At 49.7% G+C, this 23,820-nt stretch carries 21 protein-coding genes and 1 pseudogene; 13 read left to right on the top strand and 9 right to left on the bottom strand.

The window, feature by feature from the left end:
- Positions 1-241: 241 nt before the first annotated feature.
- A complete protein-coding gene (atzF, locus tag IXB28_RS08540) occupies positions 242-1,663 on the bottom strand; it encodes an allophanate hydrolase (RefSeq protein ID WP_215618151.1) in 1,422 nt (473 codons plus the stop codon).
- A 357-nt stretch (positions 1,664-2,020) separates the two neighbouring features.
- Here atzF and IXB28_RS08535 point away from each other — a divergent pair, with 357 nt between their 5' ends.
- From IXB28_RS08535 to IXB28_RS08515, 5 genes are all read left to right on the top strand, one after another.
- Positions 2,021-3,124: a taurine ABC transporter substrate-binding protein gene (locus IXB28_RS08535; RefSeq protein WP_215618150.1), complete on the top strand. Its 1,104-nt coding sequence runs from the start codon at positions 2,021-2,023 to the stop codon at positions 3,122-3,124.
- A 17-nt stretch (positions 3,125-3,141) separates the two neighbouring features.
- On the top strand, positions 3,142-3,960 hold the full coding sequence (locus tag IXB28_RS08530) for an ABC transporter ATP-binding protein (RefSeq protein ID WP_215618149.1): 819 nt from the start codon (positions 3,142-3,144) through the stop codon (positions 3,958-3,960).
- A 131-nt stretch (positions 3,961-4,091) separates the two neighbouring features.
- Positions 4,092-4,919 (top strand): ABC transporter permease, encoded by an 828-nt coding sequence (locus IXB28_RS08525; protein WP_246559704.1) that lies wholly within the window; start codon positions 4,092-4,094, stop codon positions 4,917-4,919.
- 197 nt (positions 4,920-5,116) lie between these two features.
- Positions 5,117-6,421 (top strand): M20 family metallopeptidase, encoded by a 1,305-nt coding sequence (locus IXB28_RS08520; protein WP_215618147.1) that lies wholly within the window; start codon positions 5,117-5,119, stop codon positions 6,419-6,421.
- A gap of 235 nt (positions 6,422-6,656) precedes the next feature.
- The gene (locus IXB28_RS08515) at positions 6,657-7,337 is read left to right on the top strand and encodes a cysteine hydrolase family protein (RefSeq protein ID WP_215618146.1); all 681 of its coding nucleotides are present in this window, start codon (positions 6,657-6,659) and stop codon (positions 7,335-7,337) included.
- Positions 7,338-7,347: 10 nt separating this feature from the next.
- Here the strand turns inward: IXB28_RS08515 and IXB28_RS08510 are convergent, their stop codons facing one another.
- The gene (locus IXB28_RS08510; RefSeq protein WP_326520988.1) at positions 7,348-7,692 is read right to left on the bottom strand and encodes an Lrp/AsnC family transcriptional regulator; all 345 of its coding nucleotides are present in this window, start codon (positions 7,690-7,692) and stop codon (positions 7,348-7,350) included.
- A gap of 325 nt (positions 7,693-8,017) precedes the next feature.
- Between IXB28_RS08510 and IXB28_RS08505 the strand changes: the two genes are divergently transcribed.
- The 7 genes from IXB28_RS08505 to IXB28_RS08475 all read left to right on the top strand — a co-directional run bounded on the left by IXB28_RS08505 (position 8,018) and on the right by IXB28_RS08475 (position 13,817).
- Positions 8,018-8,728 (top strand): SH3-like domain-containing protein, encoded by a 711-nt coding sequence (locus IXB28_RS08505; RefSeq protein WP_215618145.1) that lies wholly within the window; start codon positions 8,018-8,020, stop codon positions 8,726-8,728.
- Between the two features lie 84 nt (positions 8,729-8,812).
- Positions 8,813-9,496 carry a nitrile hydratase subunit alpha gene (locus IXB28_RS08500; RefSeq protein WP_215618157.1) on the top strand — a complete coding sequence of 228 codons (684 nt, stop codon included), beginning with the start codon at positions 8,813-8,815 and terminating at the stop codon, positions 9,494-9,496.
- 288 nt (positions 9,497-9,784) lie between these two features.
- Entirely contained in the window at positions 9,785-10,744 is a 960-nt protein-coding gene (locus IXB28_RS08495; protein WP_215618144.1) for a formylglycine-generating enzyme family protein, read from the top strand.
- Positions 10,745-10,755: 11 nt separating this feature from the next.
- Positions 10,756-11,739, top strand: a complete 984-nt coding sequence (locus tag IXB28_RS08490; protein WP_215618143.1) for a CobW family GTP-binding protein — start codon at positions 10,756-10,758, stop codon at positions 11,737-11,739.
- A 130-nt stretch (positions 11,740-11,869) separates the two neighbouring features.
- Entirely contained in the window at positions 11,870-12,616 is a 747-nt protein-coding gene (gene nthB, locus IXB28_RS08485) for a nitrile hydratase subunit beta (protein WP_215618142.1), read from the top strand.
- 96 nt (positions 12,617-12,712) lie between these two features.
- The gene (gene nthA, locus IXB28_RS08480; protein ID WP_215618141.1) at positions 12,713-13,336 is read left to right on the top strand and encodes a nitrile hydratase subunit alpha; all 624 of its coding nucleotides are present in this window, start codon (positions 12,713-12,715) and stop codon (positions 13,334-13,336) included.
- A 124-nt stretch (positions 13,337-13,460) separates the two neighbouring features.
- On the top strand, positions 13,461-13,817 hold the full coding sequence (locus IXB28_RS08475; protein WP_215618140.1) for a nitrile hydratase accessory protein: 357 nt from the start codon (positions 13,461-13,463) through the stop codon (positions 13,815-13,817).
- Between the two features lie 665 nt (positions 13,818-14,482).
- Here IXB28_RS08475 and IXB28_RS08470 read toward each other — a convergent pair.
- The 7 genes and pseudogenes from IXB28_RS08470 to IXB28_RS08435 form a co-directional block, all read right to left on the bottom strand.
- On the bottom strand, positions 14,483-15,184 hold the full coding sequence (locus IXB28_RS08470) for an urease accessory protein UreF (protein ID WP_246559702.1): 702 nt from the start codon (positions 15,182-15,184) through the stop codon (positions 14,483-14,485).
- A gap of 44 nt (positions 15,185-15,228) precedes the next feature.
- Positions 15,229-15,744, bottom strand: a complete 516-nt coding sequence (locus tag IXB28_RS08465) for an urease accessory protein UreE (protein WP_215618139.1) — start codon at positions 15,742-15,744, stop codon at positions 15,229-15,231.
- Between the two features lie 4 nt (positions 15,745-15,748).
- Positions 15,749-16,708 (bottom strand): urease accessory protein UreD, encoded by a 960-nt coding sequence (locus IXB28_RS08460; protein WP_215618138.1) that lies wholly within the window; start codon positions 16,706-16,708, stop codon positions 15,749-15,751.
- Between the two features lie 2 nt (positions 16,709-16,710).
- On the bottom strand, positions 16,711-17,355 hold the full coding sequence (ureG, locus tag IXB28_RS08455; RefSeq protein WP_215618137.1) for an urease accessory protein UreG: 645 nt from the start codon (positions 17,353-17,355) through the stop codon (positions 16,711-16,713).
- Between the two features lie 93 nt (positions 17,356-17,448).
- Positions 17,449-19,155 carry an urease subunit alpha gene (ureC, locus tag IXB28_RS08450; protein WP_215618136.1) on the bottom strand — a complete coding sequence of 569 codons (1,707 nt, stop codon included), beginning with the start codon at positions 19,153-19,155 and terminating at the stop codon, positions 17,449-17,451.
- 5 nt (positions 19,156-19,160) lie between these two features.
- A pseudogene (locus tag IXB28_RS17040) lies at positions 19,161-19,887 on the bottom strand (urease subunit beta).
- 546 nt (positions 19,888-20,433) lie between these two features.
- Positions 20,434-21,525, bottom strand: a complete 1,092-nt coding sequence (locus IXB28_RS08435) for an aliphatic amidase (protein ID WP_215618133.1) — start codon at positions 21,523-21,525, stop codon at positions 20,434-20,436.
- A 765-nt stretch (positions 21,526-22,290) separates the two neighbouring features.
- Here IXB28_RS08435 and IXB28_RS08430 point away from each other — a divergent pair.
- Positions 22,291-23,649 (top strand): ABC transporter substrate-binding protein, encoded by a 1,359-nt coding sequence (locus IXB28_RS08430; protein ID WP_215618132.1) that lies wholly within the window; start codon positions 22,291-22,293, stop codon positions 23,647-23,649.
- Positions 23,650-23,820 lie beyond the last annotated feature (171 nt).

Genomic DNA, 23,820 nt, shown 5'->3' with positions numbered 1-23,820 from the left:
AGAGTCGCCCATGGAGTGATCTGTCTCAATGGCAGATCGCTCTTGATGAGATTATTTGTCTAAACTCCAGATCTGCCGCATGCTTGGATAATGATTCTGATTAGATCCATAGATTTCTTTTATTCATTATGAAATCGAGGGCAGCCATGGGTGTTTAATCCATACCCAGAGAGCACAGAGCGCGTTTCTGAGCGCGTTTAACTCGGTGGGGAGAAAAATTTGGTTATGGGGTGGCTGGCGATTAAGTCTCCCCCAGGGTAAAGGCTGTGGCTCCCAGTTGCGTATTTTTGGTGCGGTGGAAGCTATCGCCCAAACCAACTAAATAGTGCTCGCAATGGGGAGGGGCAATTAATGTGATGCCCGTGGGAATGCCGTTGGGTTGGAATTCGTTGGGAACTGCGATCGCACTCAAGTCCAACAAATTAACAAAGTTAGTGTAGTAACCCATATCGCTATTGCGTTTCAGCGGAGCCGCGGCCACATCATCGAGGCGATAGGTGGTGCCGGTCGTGGGCACCACTAGGCAATCAATCTCATCCCAAATGGGGTGCACCAAGCGCTTTAGGCGCTCTAGGCTGTACAGCCCTGCAAAGGCGTCAGCGGCGGTCAGGGTTTTAGCCTTAAGAACAATATCGCGCACAACCGGAAAAACAGAATTTGGCTCTTTTTCGACAAACTCTCCCACTGAGGCATAACGCTCAGCGACCCAAGGTCCATGAAATAACAACTCATTGGCCTCCAAAAAAGGCTCGTAATCAATATCAACACAGGTGCCCCCTAAACCCATGAGAGTTTTAATCGCCTGGGCATACTGTGCTTGAACGGCTGTGTTACCAAAAAATGCCCGCTGATCGGATCTAGGTACGCCAAACCGAAACGATTGCCCAGGGGCATAGGTTTTAAGGGGGCCTGTCCCACCTTGGTCTAGTCGAGCATAAGGATCTTCCTGGTCAAAGCCTTGGGCCACCTGAAAAACCTGTTCGGCATCCATGGCCGTAAGGGCAAACACAGACAGACAGTCTAGGGTACGACAAGCGGCGACCATATGGCGGGTGCTCAACAATCCCTTAGTGGGTTTTAGACCGACAACGTTGTTGTACCCGGCGGGGACACGGCCCGAGCCCCCCGTATCGGTACCCATGGCAAAGGACACCAAGCCTGCCGCAACAGAGAGGGCGGCCCCTGAACTAGACCCGCCTGGCACATAGTCTGGGGAAAATGCATTGTGGGGCACTCGATAGCCGGTGCGCACCCCCACTAACCCGGTGGCAAACTGATCTAGGTTGGTTTTACCAATGAGGATGGCCCCTGCATCCAACAGTTTCTGCACCGCTGGATTCGTGTGTTCCGCAGTATAGGTAAAGCCCGGGCACCCAGCCGACGTGGGCTGACCGGCCACATCGATACAGTCTTTGATGCTAAAGGGAATACCCCATAGGGGCAGCTGCGATCGCTGGCTGGCTGACATATCCGCCAGAGCCATGGCCCGGTCCATTAGGCTGTCCCCAGGGGTGGTGTAGATCCAAATACCATCATCTCCACGCTTTTCTAGGGCCGTGAGAATAGTTTTAACCACATGGATGGGCGTCAGCGTTCCCTGGGCATAGGCGTTGCGAAGCGAGGAAATAGCTAAAGGAATGTCTAACCCAATTTGTTGAGCCATTATCTTTTCATTAATGGTCTGACTTACTTTCGACATAGTTGTTTGGTTTGATCATGCCTAATTTTTCATTTCCGCTATGGCCGCCAGCCTAGCTACAACATTGCACTTCAGTAGCAGCCCCATGGAACGATATGGCCAGAGTGAATGTGACGGTAGTCTAACAATAGCCCATGATTTTCAAGGGTTTTACCAGGTTCAAAAGATGGTTTCTATGGGTCCATAGATTTTAGTTATCGATAAACGCCATGGCAAAGAAGAATTTGTGATGCTAGATACGCTTTATATTTTTGCACCTGTCACATTAGGTTTACGTGCGAGGTATTACTTTCAGATATCGGCATTTATTTGGAGGCAATTATGCAGCGATCAGTTAAGCATTTTTTCAGCCGACGTAAGTTTTTTGCATTAGGTAGTCTAACGGCTTGTTCCTTGGCCTTTGCCATTGGATGTGCACCAACAGAGAAGGTTACTGATGCTGTTGAAACAACAACAGAAGCCGTGACCGAAGTCGCTGCAGCACCGGCCGCAGATATGCCCAAGGTACGGGTGGGCTTCCAGACCGGTGATATCAACAACATCACCATGGTTGCCGCCAAGGAAGGATATTTTGAGAAAGTTGGCCTAGATGTGGAACTCGCCCCTTACTCCTCAGGGGGGGCCATGGTACCGGCCCTAGCTGCAGGGGAAGTGGATATTACGTGGTTCTTCCCCTTCCCCTCCTTAACCGCCTTTGCCACCGGTATTGATATTGAAGTGGTGCTATTAGACCATGCACCGCTAACGGCAGAACGCCTGATTGCTGGGGAAGCCGCACCAGATGTGGCCAGCCTAAATGGAAAGACCATCGGCGTTACCATCGGCACCTCCGGGCATCATTCTTTGCTGGCGGCCATCGACCAGGCCGGCATCTCTCAAAATGATGTCAATCTGGTGAATCTCAATCCCTCAGAGATGGCAGCGGCCTTCGCGGCTGGGAAAATTGACGCGGCTTGGACCTGGGAACCCGCCGCCGGTAAGCTCAACGAGCTAGGTGGAAAAGACATTGCCACGGCCAAATCCATCGGGGCCTATGCTGTGGCACTTTGGGCCGTGCGTAAGGAATTTGCCGAGGCCAATCCTGAGGTGATGACCAAGTTTATGGAAGCCTGGGATATGGCGCAGCAAGATTATCTAGCCGATCCTAAGTCCGGTCAGAAATGGGAGGCCGAGCGGCTTAACCTGACCCCTGAAGAGTTTGGTGCCATGGTGGGTCGGCAGGGCTCGACCGTCGTGTTAATGGAAAATCAGTTGACCGATGAATGGTTAGGGGCACCGGGGCAACCACAATCCACCAATTTGTACAAAGCCTATGAAGAATACGGCGCGTTCCTTGTGGATCAAGGCCGTTTGGATAGCGTCCCCGAAGACTTAGCTCCGCTAATTAATTCTTCCTACGTAGCGGACTATCTTGAGTCAAAATAGTAGCCAATTGTTACTCCATGTCCAAATCTCCTATCCATCCGGTAAGTTCCCTAGATCGTCAGTCTGAGCTGGAAAACTCTCCAGCTCAGCTTATTTCCCTAGATCGGGTCTCCTTTGGCTACAGTCACAAACGGTTAGTTCTACAAGACCTAGATTTAGAAATTAAACAGGGAGAGTTTTTGACCTTATTGGGCCCTTCCGGATGTGGTAAGTCAACGATTTTAAATCTAATCGCTGGGTTTTATAAACCTCTCCTGGGTAGGGTTACCCATGGAGGGGAAGACATTAAAGGCCCCTCGGCCAGACGGGGAGTTGTGTTTCAAAGCAATGCCCTGTTTGATTGGATGACCGTTGAACAGAACGTTGGTTTTGGCTTTCGATTTCAGGCAGTTTCTAAGCACGAACGGAAAAAACGTGTGGAGACCATTATTGCGCTGGTGGGCTTGCGAGGCAACGAGCGCAAATATCCATATCAGCTTTCCGGGGGCATGCGGCAGCGGGTGGCGGTGGCTCGGTCCATGGTGGTGCAGCCAGAGATTTTGCTTATGGATGAACCCTTTGCTGCGGTTGATGTGCAAACCCGTGAGGGTCTGCAGGAAGAATTGCTAAAGCTGCATGAACAGGTATCGGGGGCGATTTTGTTTGTCACCCACAGTATTGAGGAGGCTGTGTTTTTAAGCGATCGCATCGTGATTTTGGACCGCAACCTGGGGGGCATTGCCCACGATATCAAGATTCACTTGCCCGAGCCTCGCTATACCGCCATGAACCGAGTTTCGGATGCCTTTAACCAATACCGCACCGATCTGTATTTAAAAATGAAAGCCATCGAGTAGGTTGGGCAGCGCCCAACAAATAACCGGCTAGTGGCACTACCCAAGGTTGGGCGGCGCCCACCGGACAGGGGGCCATCGATAACGGTCATGGTGATTGATAAGCAAGGGATAAACGCCTGATGCAATTAAAAATGTCGAAATCCTCCGACAAGATGACTGCCTTTGAGGGACAGGACCTCCAAACCCAGGCATTGCGAGAGAAAGCAATGTTGTTTTGTGTTGCGATCGCAATTCCCTCCCTTATCCTCATTCTCTGGGAAATGACCACCCGCATGGGCTGGGTGGATGAACTCTTTCTCCCCAGTTTATCGGGCATTGTCAACGAGTTCTTCGCCATGACCCGAAAAGGCTATGCGGGCACTCCCCTGCTCAGCCATGTCCTCGGCAGTCTTCGGCGAGTGTTTACGGCCTTTACCGTTGGCACCCTCGTAGGCCTGCTCCTAGGGTTGCTCATGGGCTACTACAAATATGTACGCGCCGCCTTTTACGTTGTTACCGAACTGTTGCGGCCTATTCCGCCCCTGGCCTTCATCACCCTGTTTATCCTCTGGTTTGGCATTGGCGAAGTCTCCAAAGTATTAATCATTCTTTATGCTGGAGCCCTAATCGTTATGCTAAATACAATGGCAGGTGTTCAATCTTGTCCCAAGGACAAAATTCTCGCCGCCCAAACCTTAGGCGCCAACGACCTGGCCATTTTCCTATATGTAATTTTGCCAGCGGCGCTACCGAGCATCTTTACCGGCATGCGAGTGGCCCTATCCGTAGACTTTGGCATTCTAGTGGCGGCAGAATTATTGGCCGGAGACTTGGGCATTGGCTACATCATCCAGGATGCCAGCACATTTTTTAATGTGGAAGGCCTATTTGTCGGCATTCTTATGATTGGCTTTTTCGGCGTCATGTCCGACTTCCTACTCAGAATCATTGCTTCACGGGTTGTTCATTGGCAGGGGTAGCGCATTAGGCCGTGAGGAGTCAAAGAGGAAAGAATCATGCGAAAAACCGATCGCCTTTCCCGTTCTGAGAGGGGAAACCCACCCCGCCTAATCGGCACCCCTCCCAAGAGGGGATGTAATTCGACTTCCACAAAACTCTTTTCTAGTTAACCTTGTGCCGCTTGTAATGCGAATCATTTATTTTAGGAGTGCATTCAATGTTAGAGACCCTCACAGATCAATCAGAATTAACTGAGCTACAACAACAAGTCTTAGCGGGTATTACCCAAGAAAAATGTGTTCAGCTCATCAAAGACCTGGTGCCCACTGGCCAACCAGGCTGTGGAAACTCCATCGATCCAGAGTTTCCCATGGCCCATGAAGAAGACATTTCCAAACAGGTGGGCCAACATTTGCAGTCCCTGGGCCTCGATGTGGAATGGGTGTCCGCCATTGAAGGCCGCCCCAATGTGGTCGGTCGCTGGAATGATGGCTTGCCTGGGCCATCCCTCATCTTTAACGATCACCTAGATACCTATCCCTCCTGTGATCCAGCCGAGTGGGACATGTCGGGCCACAACCCCTACAACGCCACGCTACAGGGCAAATATCTCTACGGTCGTGGCACCTCTGATACCCGGGGCAATATGACCTGCCAGCTCATTGCCATTGAAATGTTGCGCCAGGCCGGGGTGAAAATTAATGGTGAGCTCATCTGCGCCTACACCGTTGACGAAGAACGCCATGGTAGGGCCGGGGCACTGCACCTACTGAATGAGTATGGCCTTACTGCCGACTATGAGATTACGGCAGAGCCCACCTCCTGGACCGAGGGAGACGACTGGGGCATTGGCATTGCCCTCGCCCATTCGGGACTATGCTTGGTGGATATTGAAACTACAGGGGTGCGATCGCACATCTGGCGACCCGATGAAGGCGTCAATCCTGTATTACACATGGCCCAGCTCATCGAGGCCCTGCGCAACACAACCTTTACCCACGAAGCGCCCCAAATCTATGGCCCCACCCAGCCCAGCATTTGCCCGGTCAAAATTGAAGCGGGGCAAATTGGTGAAGGACAGTTTACACCGCCATCCTGTAAGGCCAGGGTCTGGGTCATTGGCCTAGTGCCGGGTATGACCTATGGGTCAATTGTGCAGGATATGGAGAAAGTAATCGCTGAACTTCAGGCGGCAGATCCCACCTTCCAGGCAACGATCACCCAAGTAGATGGAGAGACTTTTGTCCCTGCTTCCATCGAAGTGGCTGAAGATGCGGACCATGTCCAGGCACTATCGAGGGCGTATCAACAGATCCTAGGCAAAGATCCGGTGCTCTATCGCAAAAACGCTTACTGCGACACCCTGCGCTTCTCCCACAGTGGCATTCCATCCATTACCTTTGGCCCCGGCGAAGACGGTTGGCCCCCCGTAAATGAGTTTATCGATATGGATAAGGTGGTAGCGGCAACAAAAATCTACACCTTGTTTTTATTAGACTTCTTCAAAGTAGAAGAGGGGTAAAAGGTATACCTGCTAGCAGTTCTTTCTCCTAGGGCTGCGCCTTGTTCACTTCGACAAAGACACAAGGTGCAGCCCTTAAAAACCAACGGATCTCACACACGCCCTAGCTTTGCTGGGGTATTTTTTATGATATGCCCCCCTTATTGCTCCCAACATTGAATGGCAACCCCAAGCCCTATCCCCATAAGCTGATCCTCTTTTAATCGGGGCCCACAGACTAGAATTTAGTATTCCTATGTATCCTCACCAAACTACAGTTCCAGCAAAACCGTATCCAATCACGCTCGATTTATCCCATACGGCGTTACTGGTGATTGATATGCAAAATGACTTTTGTACACCGGACGGTTGGGCCGATCGAAAAGGGTTTGATGTCACTCTCACCCAGCAACCGATTGAGCCATTAAAGCAGCTATTATCGGTGTTGCGTCAAACCCCAGTTACCGTTATCCACACGCGGGAAGGGCATCGACCAGACCTTAGTGATTGCCCACCCCACAAGCTGGCCCGTTCCAAAAATCAGAATGCGGAGATTGGTAGCGAAGGGAAAATGGGACGATTGCTAACTCGCGGGTCTAAGAGCCATAATTTTGTCGATGAGCTGCAGCCAATAGCCGGGGAAATTGTATTAGATAAACCTGGAAAAGGTGCATTTGTCGCCACGGATCTGGACTTGATTCTACGGCAGCGAAGAATTCAGAATTTATTGTTGACGGGGGTTACGACAGAATGCTGCGTGCATACGACACTGCGCACAGCGAATGATTTAGGCTATGAATGTTTATTGCTAGAGGATTGTTGCGCGTCCTTGGTCCCGGAGTTTCATCGGATATCGGTGGAGATGGCTCAGTTAATTTTTGGCTGGGTGACAACGTCGGAACAATTGTTGACAGCAATAGAATCAAGTCTTACGTAATTTTTGGCATTTAGGAATGGGGGTCCAAATCCCCTGCCACGTAGCTAATGTTTTCCATCACCACTAGCTGATCGAGATCTTCGTCTAAGAAATCAGGCTCGGTTTTTAATTCAATGTAGGCAACGTTTTCGTATTTTACTTTGCCTGTATTGATAAAGGCGCTGATGGAAATAATTTTTTCATCGATCAGGCGTTTAACCCGATAGCGAATCGTTGCTTCGGGGGCATCTATGGAGCGGGCAATGTCACTATAGGCGATGCGGCCATTGTGTTGCAGTAGTTTAATAATATTTAGGTCTAGCTGATCGATCTCATAGCCACTAATTGTCTGCGGTAATAAGTCATTGCTAACCACTATTTAATGAAACCCTTATCTATAGAAATCGCAAAGATGGATATACAGTTAATTGTTCTGAAGCAATCAGGCGATTAATAAAGGACATACATGTGCAAAATGCGAGGAAACTTATATAGAATATTTAGGTGAATGGGAAAAGGGCGATAATTCGTCTGAGCATACTGAATTAAAAACTCTTTTGGATTCTGAAAAAGAGGACGTAGTTTTTTGTTCAATATGTCAAGACTGGATTGCAGATCAGTAATGGCTTGAGACTATGCATGATACCTTATTAGTTCCCTGTCAGTTTTTCCAGTAGCCAAAACTCTACACCTCAGACTCCATGAAGGAAGTCCCCCCCAAAAACTACCACCAACCCATCCCCCACGATCTAACCGACACCACGCCCCTCAATACCCACGATCACCCCATCAGCTTCTTCGAAAAACAAATCACCTCACTCCACAACCTAATGCGGGCCAAAAAGCAGCTACCCAGCTTTGACGCCGTACGCCGGGCCGCAGAAGAAATCGACGGTCGCTTCACCGCCAGAAATTTCTCCGCAGACATTCCAGAATTCTTAAAAAATCGACTGCCCGAATACGGAGAACGTCGCATCCTCGCCGTAGAAACCGTCCTCTGCGAACTGGGCTACCTGACCCGAGAAGAACTAAGACAGGGCGTTGCAGGCAGCGCCCCAGATGCTCCTGAACCGATAGTCCAGGATGACTATGCCCCCGAGATCGACACCGAAACCTATGGAGAACCCCGTTATCACACGGGAGACTTAGTTCAGGTGATAGACCAGCCAAAACCAGGCCATATCAGAACCCCCGTCTATCTATTCGGCAAAAAAGGCAAAATAGCCAATCTCCAAGGACTGTTTGCCAACCCAGAAGATTTAGCCCACTTCAAATCCAAAGTTGTGCATTTACCCCTCTACCTCGTCGAGTTTGACATGGTGGAAGTTTGGGGCGAACAATGTCCCAAAAAAAGAAGTCTTAAGGATAAACTGCGGGTGGAAATCTATGAGCCGTGGCTAATTCCGTTGTAACCTCAAAATGAATCTGGGACCCAGTAGGTGCCTTACATGCAAGGCACCTACCGCAACAATTCCCCTTTCAGAAACCTCACAGCCATGTCAGACCCGCAAGCCCAGAATCCATTCCCCTTGACCCAAGACACTTCCGCAGACCACGCTCACATCAACGATGATAAAGCCTACTGGACCCAACGCACCAGGGTAATCCAAACGCTATTAGAAGAGAAAGGATTCTTTACCGCCGCTGAGGTCCGACGGGAAATTGAACGGGAAGATACTATCACGCCCATGCTGGGGGCTCGCCTGGTGGCCCGTGCCTGGGTGGATGCTCAATTTAAGGCCCGATTGCTGGCCGATGGTAAAGCCGCTTGTCAGGAAATGGACATTGATACGGTTGAGATCAATCGCCTGGAGGTGGTCGAAAATACCCCATCGGTTCATCACGTTGTTGTGTGTACCCTGTGCTCTTGCTACCCCAGGGCCATTTTGGGCTACCATCCCCCCTCCTGGTACAAGAGCACGGCCTATCGCCATCGCGTTGTCGTCGATCCGCGGGGCGTCCTTGGGGAAGAATTTGGCACTATGCTTCCAGACGATATTGAAGTGCGCGTGATGGACAGTACCGCCGACACCCGCTATTTAGTGATTCCTGTGAGACCCGCAGGGACTGATGGCTGGGATGAAGCCGCGTTAATTCCCCTGGTGACCCGCGACAGTATGATCGGCGTTTCTTTTGCAGAAATTCCTGACAATGCGACAAAGTGCAACAAGATATCATAATAATATTTCGTTTCATTACACCAATGGTTGTTGTAACCATTGACACAACTCTACGTGAATATATCTAATTTACTGATCAGGTAAGCAACAGATCAACTGTTTGGCTAAATCGTCAGAGTCTTGGCTCTAGAGTTTGCGAGTTTAGTGTTTTCAGGTTATGTGGTTGCGATTTCCTGAAGATTGTTTTCTGATGCCCATACAAACCACGACCAAGGTGAAACCTGTAGGCTCTGCTGCGGAAAATCCAGTCTGGACGTGGACAACGTTTACTAAGGATGAGATGGGGTGATGAAACGACGAAGATTTTTTCAATACACCGGTTTAGGCGGTTTGAGTCTGGTCCTAGCAAGCCGCAACAGTGCGATCGCGTCGGTGCTGTCTAACCCCATGGATTCCCATAGGCCAGGGTTAGAAACATTTTCCTTTGAAGTGACTACGGTGAATAAAGCCGGGAAACTACAGCAGCCTCAAACCCACACAGCAAAGTATTTTCCTGAGTCGCTCAATAGTGTTGAACGACTGGACATGGTGGAGATTACCCCCGGTAAGTTCTGGATGGGGTCTTCACGTTCGGAAGCCCAGGCGAAGGGAAGCGAATTTCCTCGCCATCGGGCAAAACTATCGTCTTTCTTCTTAAGTAAATATCCCATTACCCAAGCCCAGTGGGCGGCTGTGGCTGCATTGCCTAAGGTGCATCGAGAGTTATCCATTGACCCGTCTCATTTTCAAGGTGGAAATCGGCCTGTGGAGAGTGTTTCCTGGTTAGAGGCGACTGAGTTTTGTCAGCGTCTGAGTCAGCATACGGGGCGTCATTACGCACTTCCGAGCGAGACCCAGTGGGAATATGCCTGTCGGGCTGGCACCAAGAGCCCCTTTAGTACGGGAGAAACCATTGTCAGCCAGCTGGCGGATTATCGCGCCAATGCCACCTACAAGGCGGAAGCACCTGGGGAGTATCGACAAACAACCATGCCGGTGGGCAAGTTCTCACCCAATGGGTTTGGGCTGCATGATATGCACGGCAACGTGTGGGAATGGTGTGTCGATGGCTGGCACCAAAACTATCGCAGTATCTCCGTCAACAATGGCAGGGGGCGCAGACCCGCCGCGGGCAGTTTGGCCCATTTGCGCACAATTCGTGGCGGTAGTTGGCTGGATGCGCCAGATAAAGTGCGGTCCGCCAGCCGGTCTGGCTATGCTGAGACTGCGTTAAATCGCACCATCGGCTTTCGCGTAATGATGGCATAGGGAGAAGGTGTATGGCATTGATTGAAAAAGTCCCCGTTACCGTATTGACGGGCTATCTGGGGGCTGGCAAAACCACATTACTTAATCGCATTCTCACCGAAGAACACAATCAGCGGGTGGCGGTTATTGTCAATGAATTTGGTGAAGTGGGTATTGACCATCAGCTGGTGATGGATGCCGATGAAGAAATTTTTGAGATGAATAATGGCTGCATTTGTTGCACCGTTAGGGGAGATTTGATTCGGATTATTAATGATCTGATGACCCGCCGCGATCGCTTTGATCATTTAGTGATTGAAACCACCGGCCTGGCGGACCCGGCCCCGGTGATTCAGTCGTTCTTTGTGGACGAGGTGATGCTGCGCCAAACCCAGCTGGATGCGGTGGTGACCGTTGTGGATGCGAAGCATATTTGGGACCACTGGGACAGTAGCGAAGCCCAGGAACAGATTGCCTTTGCCGATGTGATTTTGCTCAACAAGACCGATCTGGTGTCGGCTGAGATTTTGGCTGCGTTACTGAAAAAAGTGCGGGGGATGAATGCGATCGCAAAAATCCACACCACCCAAAACTGTGACATCGACCTTAGCGCTTTGCTCGGTGTACAAGCCTTTGACCTCAAAAATGCCCTCAGCATCGACCCTGCCTTTTTAGACGAAGATGCCCACGAGCATGACAACTCCGTATCGTCTGTTGCCATCAAAAACACAGAGGCCATTGATATCACTAAGCTGAACCGCTGGCTCTACCAGTTGGTGCAAGCCAAAGGCCCTGACATCTTTCGCATGAAGGGGATTCTAAATGTGGAGGACACCGAGCGACGCTTTGTATTTCAAGGCGTACACATGACCCTGGATGGTCGACCCGGTAAGCCCTGGCGACCAGGGGAAACGCGCCGAAACGAACTGGTCTTTATTGGCCGAAATCTTGATGAGGCAGAGCTCCGGGCAGGGTTTGAAGACTGTTTTGCAAAAGCCTATGCCCATTCTGTTTAACGGTAAGAAGTCGCGTATTCTAAGTCCCCTCTTGGGAGGGGATAGGGCATCGACTCTTGTGTTGAGTATTGCATTTTTACTAAATCTTTTTTTTCGATTTATTTCATCCCATTGAGAACAAGATAAAGCTATGAAACTACAGCACGCCCTTGGAGGGCTAGAAGGACTAGACACAATTACCCCAGAAATAGAGGTATTTGTTGAACCCTGGGAAAAGCGTATCTTTGGCATCCACACAGCGATGATGGCCCTGAGCAATCATCTGGATACCTCCATCCCGGACTATGCCATTGATGATGTGCCTACCACATTTAAGAGTTTTTGGACCTGGGGTCATTTACGCCAGGGCGCAGAGGGCATGCATCCCTTTGAGTACTTTCGGCTACGATATTACGAAAAGTGGCTAGGGGGCATTTCTGGCTTTTTTGTCAGTGAAGGCTACATCACCCAAGAAGAACTAGATGCCCGCACCGCTGAATTTTTAGAAGACAGCACCGCTGCCGCGGCTCCTCTTCCCAGTGGTGGTGCACCAGCCATTGATGACCAGGTGGTGAAATACCTAAAGGAGGGGGATTCCCCCATGCGTCCCCTGGAGGCTCCACCCAAATTTAGTCTGGGTGAACAGGTAAAGATCAAAATAGTCTCCCCAGGTGCCCACAGTCGTTTGCCCGGAAATTTGCAAGGTCGGGTGGCCACGGTAGTCAAGGTGTATGAAGGGGCCTTCACCTACTTCTTTCCAACGGCAGATGGCATTGGTGTGCCCATGCCGGTGTACAGTCTGGCTTTTCAACCAGAAGACCTGTGGGATGAATCGTTGATTGAACCCGATTCGGTTTACTACAACGATATTTTTGAAGTGTATATAGAAGCTGCCTAAACCACATCCCAGTGCCAGCCAGTTGGTTGCTCTCCAGAAAAACAACGTTCTGGACATGGCAAAGATTGAAGCAAGAGGTGATAACAGGAATCCATTATGCCCAGTAACTATCCAGGATTTAGATACGGTGCTGATCGAGAAACGTTTAGCGCCGCCAAGGTCAAAGCCCTAGAATCTCTTTTGATCGAAAAGGGAGTGATTACCGGAAAAACGGTAGATACCATTCTCGGCTATTTCGAAACCGAAATGGGTCCCTTTAATGGGGCCAAAGTGGTGGCCAAAGCATGGGTTGATCCAGCATTTAAGAAGCTGCTGCTAGAGGACTGCAATGCCGCCTGTGAGGCCATGGACTTTCCCGAGGGCATGTCTGGGGCAGAGGGCGAACATATGCGCATTGTGGAAAATACCCCAGAGGTGCACAACGTAATTGTGTGTACCCTATGTTCCTGTTATCCCTGGCCCACCCTAGGGTTGCCCCCCTACTGGTTTAAAGATCCCACCTTTAGGGCCAGGGTCGTCCGAGAGCCACGGGTGGTGCTATCGGAGTTTGGCGTCGAACTAGACGAGTCCGTAACCGTTAAGGTTTGGGACAGCAGCGCCCAGATTCGTTGGTGGGTACTCCCCATGCGTCCTGCGGGCACAGAGGGCATGAGCGAAACAGAACTGGCTTCCCTACTCACCCCCGAAGCCATGATGGGTGTTGCCACGGTCTCGGTGTAAGCCTTAACCCACCCCGTTGCCCCTCCGAGGATGGGATAAAGTATCGGCCCTTACGCTGAAATCCTGCTTTTTCCCATTCCGAATTCCAACTTCCAACTTCTAAACCTCCCCCAGGTTCCTTGATATGTTTACACAGTTCGAACACTTTGCCGCGACTAGCCTAATGGGCTCGCCAGAAGAAGCTCCCCCCCGTAAAGATGGCCATCTCCAGTTTGATCGCGATTGGGAAAAGATGGCCTTTGGTGTGGCCATTGCCCTCTCCAAGCAGGGCTATTACGAGTGGGAAGAATTCCGCCAAACCCTAATTGCAACCATTGGCGAGTGGGAGGCCACCCACGAGCTAGACGATCCAGAATGGGACTATTACCAATGTTGGCTAACAGCCCTAGAGAAATTGGTCGTTGCGGCAGGCGTACTAAAACCGGGTGAATTAGAGTCCCAGCTGTCTCAGCTTTTGAACTGTAAAGCAACAACAGCTTGACACTGATTTACCGTCCGGCTTCCCAGCTACCTTAATGGATACGGTATGCCGGTCTATTTGTTTGTGGTACGGACGCCACATTTCTTACTTCTTTGGTAGTTGTCAGGCGAAAGTCCCTAAAAGCGTTCCATAACAGCGTTCCATCCGTGCTTCAGATACCCTGGTCTCACTTCCAGGGTATTTTTTTGTGTCATCTGCAATCCCTAAGGCGTATACACAGGTATAAATTTCCAGACAAAATTCCGTTAACTTAAATCTTGCACCTGGTGATGAAGCACGGCCCACCTTGGACTAAAAGTGCCAAGGCTAATCGAATGAAAACCCACTAAAAGGGGTTAGAGGATCCCTGAAAGCTCTATATTTAGAGCTTTTAATCCAATCTTGCCCCTTTAGTGGACAGCCCTCAATTAGCGTTGGATTTTGAATCCAAGGTGGGTTTAAGGCTCAAAACCGACTTGGTGCAAGATCTGAGTTAAGCAACGTCCTCCCCTTACGAAGGCTGCCGTGTATACACATCTCGGACTAAAGCCAATGCAACTAAGCGATGTTTCGATGACTTGTGTGTACACCGTAGCCTCACGCAGGGAAGCCAGGTTATCGCCTAGACTTACAGCCGTATTTTATTTTTTATGCGTATCCCTAAGCAGATTTGCCACCCAACAAATCTAATTCAAAAACAGGTGTTGGGGCAAAGCTCCATGGGTCATTTGGGCAATATCAATTAAAGGCGTGCAGGACCACATATCATCAAGATCCATGCCGATGGTCTTTTGGGTAATCATTTCAAGCTGGGGCGCCATCTCTTTTAGCAAAATTTGAGCATTAATATGGCCAATCAGCCCTAACCGTAAGGCAGCCCCACATACTCCAGTGAGAAAACCATGGAGAAAGGCAAAAATCGTATTATCTTCATCTAGCCCGATGGATTGTCCCACCACTGCAAAAATAATTGGATGTAAACCATGCATTTTACCGATCTGAATACAGGTATGAATCGCATCCAGCTTGGGACTATTCCAGGTGGAACGGGAAACCATTAAAAGGGCACGACCACTTTTGCATTGGCTATCTCGATTGGGTTGCAACAGCGTTCTGGCAAATAACAATGCATCAATCGCTTGAATTTCTCGATTATCATTGTTGGCACTAGCACGATGGGCCTGGCGCAAAGCAACCACATCCATTGAACCGATCTTATTGTGGAGAATTAGCTCTAAAAAATCGCGTAAATCTTGGGTGGAACGAATTTCTTGAGATTGGATCAGGCTTTCTAAACCATGGGATAAGGTAAAACTACCGCTTGGGAAAAATGAATCCGATAGTTGCATTAGGGACCATCGTTGGTCGGCAAACATAGGAGTATTCATAGGAAAGAAGGAAGATTTTCATGGGGGGCATTACCGGCCATGCCCTACCCGTGTTGATGGGATGCAAACGTTAGCGTTTGGTCAGGGGACAGGGTTTCATAGTCAATCTTTAATCCGGCAATGTCGAAGGTCTTAATCGCCGATTCGAGCCTATCCCTATTTTCGTTGAGTTGAATATAAATCTTCTCAGGGGTGACCACGATGGGATGATGGTGATTCCCCAAGGTGTGACCCAGGTGGATCAGCTTTAGAGCCTCCACTGAGGGCGTATCGAAACTCAAGGTCATGAGGGGCTGAGTCTTTAAGTAAATTAAGAGAAAACCATCATGCTCCAGTTGAAACACGTCCCCGTTAGTTAATTGCCAGTCCCTTGTTTTGAGTAACCCAATGGCTTCTCCAGAGGCCGTCTTGGCATAAATCCGGCTCTTCTTTTGATCCGCCTGGGCCAACTCCACTTCCATTAGTCGATGGTTGGAGCGGGCTTGGTCTAAATCTTGTTGTAGTTTTGGGATGGCCAAAGAGTTGCCGAGAAAATTTTGAGTACAGTCAATACTGATCATTTGCTCATTTAGGAATATGGGGCAAATCGGGTTCGTTGCTAATGGTTCTTACACAGGCTAAGACTTGGCTAATGTAGGTTTGAATATGATCAACCCGCTCTCCCATGACTTTGATCAATAGTCCATTACAGTTAGGCAGTGGAGAGGCCCCCGTGAGGAGATGGGGTGAGTTTAATTGGGGATTTGTGGCTAATTCATGGCTGATTGTGTCTAAGTCAATATTAGGTAAAACAATAAAAATATTAGAAATTAATGGATATTTGGCAAAGAAAAAGCTGTCCTTAAAGGCATTAGATTGGCCGGTGAGACGCATCGCATCGCCAAATAACAAGGTGCCGTCGGGCGCTAAAACCTGGAGACGGTTTTGATATTCTCGAAATTGATAATATTCTGCCCGGGCCAGACGACCCGGCACAATAATTTCGCTGAGGAAAAGACGACTGCTGGGATGGAGGGTGATGGTTGTGCTCTGGTAAAGCTGGGCATCGGCATAGAGCATCAACGGCTCCGGAACAAACTCCAGGCTAGCGCCAGCCCCCACGGTAATTTGCCACGCTAGTTGGGCACGGGCGACGGTGGCATCGGTGACGGGCATTTTATGGACTTTTGTGGCCGCCTGATCCGTCAGGTAGAGACGGGTATTGGCCTCTGCGGTGAGCCCCAGGGTGAGGCGATCGCCCCCAAAAATCCCAGGGGCTGAGTTCATCAAATAGAGATAGGCACGTCGATTATCACCTGGGTCTAGGCGAAAGGTGCGCGATAGCCGAAAGGGATAGGCGGTATATTGTTGCGCCACAAAGGTTTGACCGCTGCGAACTGTCAAGTCAGCGCTGGCGCTAGCGCATCCCACCCGAGCATAAAAATCCAACGTGTTAGCCCTCGTTCCAGGCGGATTTGTTGTACTGTTTTCAATCCCTTGGCCAGATTGTTGATTGGTGGGCGTTGCTAGCAGCGTTGATGTCATAGTCACACCTCTGAGAGAACGGCATGGTTAGGAGAAGTCGTTTGAAATAACACCGTTTCCTCGATAAAGTTCACCACCTCATCCAGGCCAGTCCCTGTTTTGCAGTTGGTATAGGCAATGGCTTTTTGTCCCCGCCGTTCAGCCGCATCCTGACGAATTACGTCCAGGTTGGCCCCCACATAGGGGGCGATGTCAATTTTGTTGATAACGGCTAAATCCGCCTGCATAAACCCCGGTCCATTTTTGCGGGGAATATCGTCCCCCGCCCCCACATCAATCACAAACAGATAGGAGTCCACCAGGTCATAGCTAAAGGTGGAGGCCAGATTGTCGCCGCCGCTTTCGATAAAGACAATGTCTAAACCGGGAAATTGTTGTTCTAAATCCTGGACGGCCAGCAGGTTCATGGTGGGGTCTTCCCGTATGGCCGTATGGGGGCAGCTGCCGGTTTCCACCCCGATAATGCGTTCTGTCGGCAGAAAGCCCTTGCGTTTAATCCGTTCCGCATCCTCCTTGGTAAGCAGATCGTTGGTGACAACGGCCACCTCAATGCCCCGTGCCATCAAACGCGGCACCAAACATTCTAAGAGGGCTGTTTTACCGCTACCAACGGGGCCACCAATGCCGACACGCGCTGCTTGTTTCATCGGATTCTCCTGGGAAATCTGGACTTTATTTCTCCTGGTTCTCGGTCTCTGACTGAGAACCCCCACAGGAGCCTCTGGCTCCAATATTCGGTGTTACCGAAACATATAAAGCCGCCCCAAGGGCACTTCCTTCACCGGATCACAGGTGGCCAAGTCCCCATTGACTCTCACCTGGAATGTGTCCGGGTCCACCTCTATTTCAGGGCAGGCGTCATTGTGCACCATGTCCGCCTTGGAGACCGATCGCGTATCCTGCACCGGCAACAGTTCTTTTTTCAGTCCCAGCCGATCCGGCAGACCCTTGTCCAAAGCCGCTTGGGTCACAAACCCTACGGATGTGGCCTGGGGGGCGGTGCCAAAACTACTCCACTGGGGACGATACAAAATTGGTTCGCACGTCATCAGAGAGGCATTGGATTCTCCCATGGCGGCCCAGGCGATAAAGCCCCCCTTAAACACCACCTCTGGCTTGATGCCAAAGAAGCCGGGTTTCCATAGAACAATATCCGCCAGTTTGCCGGGCTCGATGGAGCCCACATAGGCGGAAATGCCCCCGGTTTTGGCGACATTAATGGTGTATTTGGCCAGGTAGCGCAGCACCCGATGGTTGTCGTTGCGATCGCTATCCTCCGGCAGTGCCCCCCGCTGATCCTTCATCTTCGACGCCAGCTGCCAGGTGCGACAAATCACCTCCCCAATGCGGCCCATGCCCTGGCTGTCGGAGCCCAACATGCTGATGGCCCCCATGTCATGGAGAATATCTTCTGCGGCGATGGTTTCCGCCCGAATGCGAGACTCGGCAAAGGCCACATCTTCGGGCACCTTCGGGTTCAGGTGGTGACACACCATCACCATGTCCAGGTGTTCGTCAAAGGTGTTGACGGTATAGGGATTGGTGGGATTGGTGGATGAGGGCAAACAGTGGTTGTAGGCCGCCACTTTGATGATATCCGGGGCATGGCCACCGCCCGCCCCTTCCGTGTGGTACATGTGGATGGTGCGACCTGCGATCGCAGCCATCGTATCCTCCACATACCCCGACTCGTTCAGAGTATCGGTGTGGATCTGCACCTGAAAATCGTAGTTATCGGCCACCGACAAACAGGTATCGATCAGGGCCGGCATCGCCCCCCAATCCTCATGGATTTTAAGACCGTAGGCCCCATTTTCCACCTGTTCAATCAAACTCTCTGGCAAACTGGAACTGCCCTTGCCCAAAAAGCCAAAATTAATCGGAAACGCTTCTGCTGCCTGCAACATAATCCCCAGGTTATGCACCCCGCTGGTGCAAATGCCCACGGTCACCGGCCCTAAGCCCCCACCCAACATGGTGGTAAGACCGCTGGATAACGCTTCCGCACACAGCCCCGCACTGTCAAAGTGGACGTGGCAGTCCAGCCCCCCCGGTGTGGCAATCAACCCTTCCCCGGCCCGCACATCGGTATTGGCCCCAATCAACAAATTGGGCAACACCCCGTCCATAATGCCGGGATTCCCCGCCTTGCCGATGCCAACAATTTTGCCATCCTTAATGCCGATATCTGTTTTCACAACGCCCTGGATGGGGTCGATCAGCACCACATTGGTAATCACCATATCCAGGGCACCCGCCGCCGCCGTGGCCTCAGCCGCCATCCCCAGTCCGTCCCGCAGGGTTTTACCCCCACCAAACACACATTCGTCCCCATAGACGGTGGTGTCCCGCTCCACTTCGACAACTAGAGAGGTATCTCCTAGACGAATGAGATCGCCCACCGTCGGCCCAAATAATTCGGCATACCGTTCTCGACTAATTTCCATAGACCCTATTCACTCTCAAATCCAGTAGTACGCAATCGGTCTAAGGCAGCTTGTTTACAGCCGGCATCGTCCAGCGCGCCATTCACCAGACTGTTCAGCCCCCGCACCTGGCGAGTTCCCCCCAACGCCACCAGCGTTATGGACTTGGTATCCCCTGGTTCAAACCGCACCGCCGTACCGGCAGGAATATCCAAACGAAAACCAAAGGACTCTGCGCGATCAAACCGCAGGGCACGATTCACCTCAAAAAAGTGATAATGGGACCCCACCTGGATGGGGCGATCTCCCCCATTGGCCACGGTAATCGTCTTTGTCTCCCGATTGGCATTGAGCGACAGCATCCCTTCCGGGCAACTCACCCCACCGGGCGACAGATCAATATGATTAGACATTGGCAGTTTCCCCTTGGGCCGCGTCTTCCTGAACAATTGGACGAATAGGATTATGGATACTCACCAACTTAGTGCCATCAAGAAAGTGGGCTTCCACCTGAATCAACGGAATCAAGCCTGCCACATTGGGTAGCACATCCTCGGTGGTCAATAACATGGCCCCTTCCGACATCAGTTCCGCCACCGATTTATCTTCCCGTGCCCCTTCGATGACGTAGTCAGTAATATATGCGATCGCCTCTGGCACATTTAGCTTAATGCCACGCTCCCGGCGGCGACGAGCAATTTCTGCAGCAGTAAATATGGTGAGTCGTTCAAACTCTTTGGGAGTGAGATACATGGAGTGCCCCTTAGGTGGGAATTCTCTTGAGTGAGCCAGCGCTGAAGCTGGCAACAATATCACCCGTTATGATCAAGGGACTTGCCCCACAAAATTGTTATCGTTACTACTTTTTCCACCCATAAAGGTTATAAAAACTCAAAGCTTTAGCAATAGCCTCTTTAATTAAGCCTCTTTTGCCCAAAAGGAAATACGTTTACAGAATCGACTTAACTTCAATTCTTAACTTCTCGATTTCTCGATTTAAAAAATAAAAAGCCCGTGCAAAGCACAGGCCTGTGAATCGTTATAGCAACAATATACCCTAAACTCTCTAAAAATGTTATTTTTCCTGTTATGAATAGACAACAATATAATTCCGCTTCCAGGCTTACATTTTTCTACAAGTCAAAACCACAAGCCTGAATATCGTTCAAGTATTAATAAACAAAACTGAACCCACCTAAATAGTAGGTCCAGTTTCAGACAAATACGTATTCTCGACAGCACAGCAGCTCAACATCTATCACGGTTTTGAGCTGCTCCATAGGCCACTGTTTAAGCCGCCTACGATACAGGCTGGGTCACCGTAACCGGCGTCGATTTCTTCGCAGGCACCACCGGCACTTGCGAGTTTTTATTCGGAATGCCCTCAATGGGACATTCCTCAGTCCCAACCGTAGAACGAGTTAAGGCTTCAACTTTCTCCTTCGTTTTCTGGGGATCTAAAATCCATTCACGGTAAAATTCATAGGGACATTCCATCATCCCCTCATTACCATCACCGGAATTAATCATCCCGGTGTAGCCACGGTGCAAGAGCTTAAAGAGGTGATTCTGGGACTGGGCATGCTGGCGAAAGTCACGGATGGCAAACTTAGATAGGGCCGCATACTGAATACCATTTTCCTCCTCGCCACACTCCCCTAGGGTACGGCCATCAAACCCAACAATGGCAGAGTGACCAAAGTAGCTATAAACACCATCAAAGCCAGCAGCATTGGCCACGGCAACGTAGGTATTATTCATCCAGGCCATGGCCTTAGAAACAATAATTTGCTGTTCCTTGGCCGGATACATATACCCCTGACAGCGAATCACCAATTCAGCGCCCTTCATCACACAGTCACGCCAAATTTCGGGATAATTGCCATCGTCACAGATAATCAGACTAATCTTTAATCCCTTCGGACCTTCGGTCACATAGGTGCAGTTGCCTGGATACCACCCTTCAATGGGCGTCCAGGGCATAATTTTGCGATACTTCTGCACAATCTCACCCTGATCGTTCATCAGGATCAGCGTATTGTACGGCACTTTCTCGGGGTGCGCTTCGTGACGTTCCCCCGTCAATGAAAAAACACCCCAAACTCGATTGCGAATACAGGCCTCTGCAAAAATTTCTGTCTCAGGACCGGGAATGCTGGAGGCTGTCTCCATCATTTCCTCAGAATCATACATAATGCCATGGGTGGAATACTCAGGGAAAATCACAAGATCCATCCCTGGCAAACCCACTTTCATGCCATCAATCATCTCTGCAATCTTATTGCAATTTGCTAGCACCTCTTCTCGAGTATGTAATCGAGGCATTTTGTAATTAACGACAGCCACCCCTACGGAGTCGTTACTAGAGGAGATATCACCATGAATTGCCATAAAAAGCTCCCACTTTTCGAATTTTGTTAGCTAAAAAATGTTCTAGCAACAGCCTCAACACACCTGAATGAACCTAGTAATTGGCGTTGCGAATACTGACTATCACTATTTCCTAAACCAGCCACAATTCTGGCTTCGATCACCGCGTCATATGGAAAGATACCTTGGTTACTCAAAGCATATATTGCAATTCAAATGCAACGGCAATAGCATTATTGCAAAAAACAATAATGCTATTAACAAAGACAATGACAGTCACCGGCTTACATTGAACCCAAAAGTCAAAAGCTATTAGAAGCAAGGCTTAACAGCGTAATTCCCACGCCGACACCGTTTATATATTGAAGCGAATAAAATCTTAAAACAGCTTTCAATAACCAAAAGCCATGACATTTTCTTTTTGGGGAACACTTTCCGTATCTAACACGACAAAAGTCATCTGAGACTGTTCTATTCTCTTAATGACAAGACGCAAGGTAGTGTTCCCAGTTTTTTTGCTGTTATTCCATGGAAGGCTGAATAAGCTTTTTTACGGCACTAATAGCATAAAAATCAGGCAGTTTGATACCTTTTTCAAGGTACCTTGCGTCGATCAGCATTTCATTCTCTGAAGTATTTGAATTCAAATATTCAGATAAATTGTTTTCTTTCTTATTAGAAAATTTTCAGTGATTGAAAGGTGGCTACAAAACGACCGTAGCTGTAGGGCAACTATAGAGAGATCTGGTTTCCTTGTTTGAACTTGTGATTAGGTAGATAAGAGTTATGGCAAAGCCCCACGTTTCCGATACAAATCTGAATCGTCGAAAGTTTATTCAGTATGGTTCTCTAGCTGTGGGTAGTAGCATTGTTGCTGCCTGTACGGGTGGAGGTAGTGGACCGTCTGAATCGACTGACCTGGGGGAAGATCCCATCAAGGTTGGTGTGATGTACTCCACGACAGGGACAATTGCAATTGTTGAAAAGTCCCTCCAGGATGCAACATTCTTGGCAATTGAGCAGATCAATACGGGTACTGGGCCATGGGAAGCCAATGGTGCCGGTATTGCGGGTAAGAAAATAGAAAAGGTTGTCGTAAACCCTGACTCTAACTGGGATCTGTACAACCAGATGTCGAAGCGACTGATTGATGAAGATCAGGTGGTTTGCGTCCTTGGCTGCTACACCTCTGCCAGTCGTAAGTCGGTACTTCCTGTTTTTGAAGAAAAAGACGCCATCCTCTACTATCCCGTCTATTACGAAGGGAATGAATGTAGTTCCAACGTCTTCTACACTGGGGCAGCACCTAACCAACAAATTACTGACTCCATCCCCTATTGCTACGAAAACTTTGGCCCCAAGGGATTCTTCATTGGCTCTGACTATATTTATCCCAAGGAAAGTAACCGCATCGCAAAGGCTGAATTGGAGAAAGCTGGCGGCACCGTCGTCGGTGACGAATATGCGGCCCTAGGTACCACCGAATTTATTACCATCATTAACAAGATCAAAGCAGCCAAGCCTGACTTTGTCTTAAGCAACCTGGTGGGTGACAGTATTCCCGCCTTCTATCGTCAGTTTAAGGACGCGGGTATTACGTCCGACGATATTCCCATCATGGCCTACCCCACCACTGAAGAAGAAATTCAGGCCATGGGTCCTGAATATTCCACCGGCCACTTCACCAGCTTTAACTATTTCCAGACGGTGGACACGCCGGAAAACAAAGCCTTTGTGGAACAGTTCCAAGCGATGTTTGGTAAGGGTCGCGTTACCAACGGTGTAATGGAAGCCGCCTATCTCCAAACCTTCTTTATGGCCCAGGCAATGAAGCAGGTTCTAGAAGAAGGTGGTGAACTAACCCCCGGCAATATTCGAGAGGCCACCCGAGGTCAGGAGTTTGACGCCCCCCAGGGTAAGGTCAAAATTGACCCGGACAACTACCATACCTACCTCTATTCCCGTATTGGTAAGTGGAAGGAAGATGGCCAGGCTGAAATTGTGTTTGCAACAGATGCCGCCGTTAAGCCGATTGCCTGGAGTCAGACGCTGTATAAAGGTCGCGTGTGTGAGCATACAACACCGGATGACCGCAGCGACCCAACCAAGGAAACTGGCAAGGATCTAGAACCCGTTTTCTTGTAACTGTTTGCAGACAAACCCTCTCAACTGCTAGCTGATATTGATTGACTACACATTAAGAATTCTAATCCCGGTGTTTGCCGTGAGAATTATCTTATAGACGTAAGCAAGATTTATTGGCTAGCAAATTTCTTTTATAGCTATTGAAATTGCCGATTTTATTGGCTTTCTTTT

This window comes from Leptothoe kymatousa TAU-MAC 1615, assembly GCF_018739865.1.
Lineage (GTDB): Bacteria > Cyanobacteriota > Cyanobacteriia > Phormidesmidales > Phormidesmidaceae > Leptothoe > Leptothoe kymatousa.
This window is presented reverse-complemented; position numbering and strand designations above follow the sequence as displayed.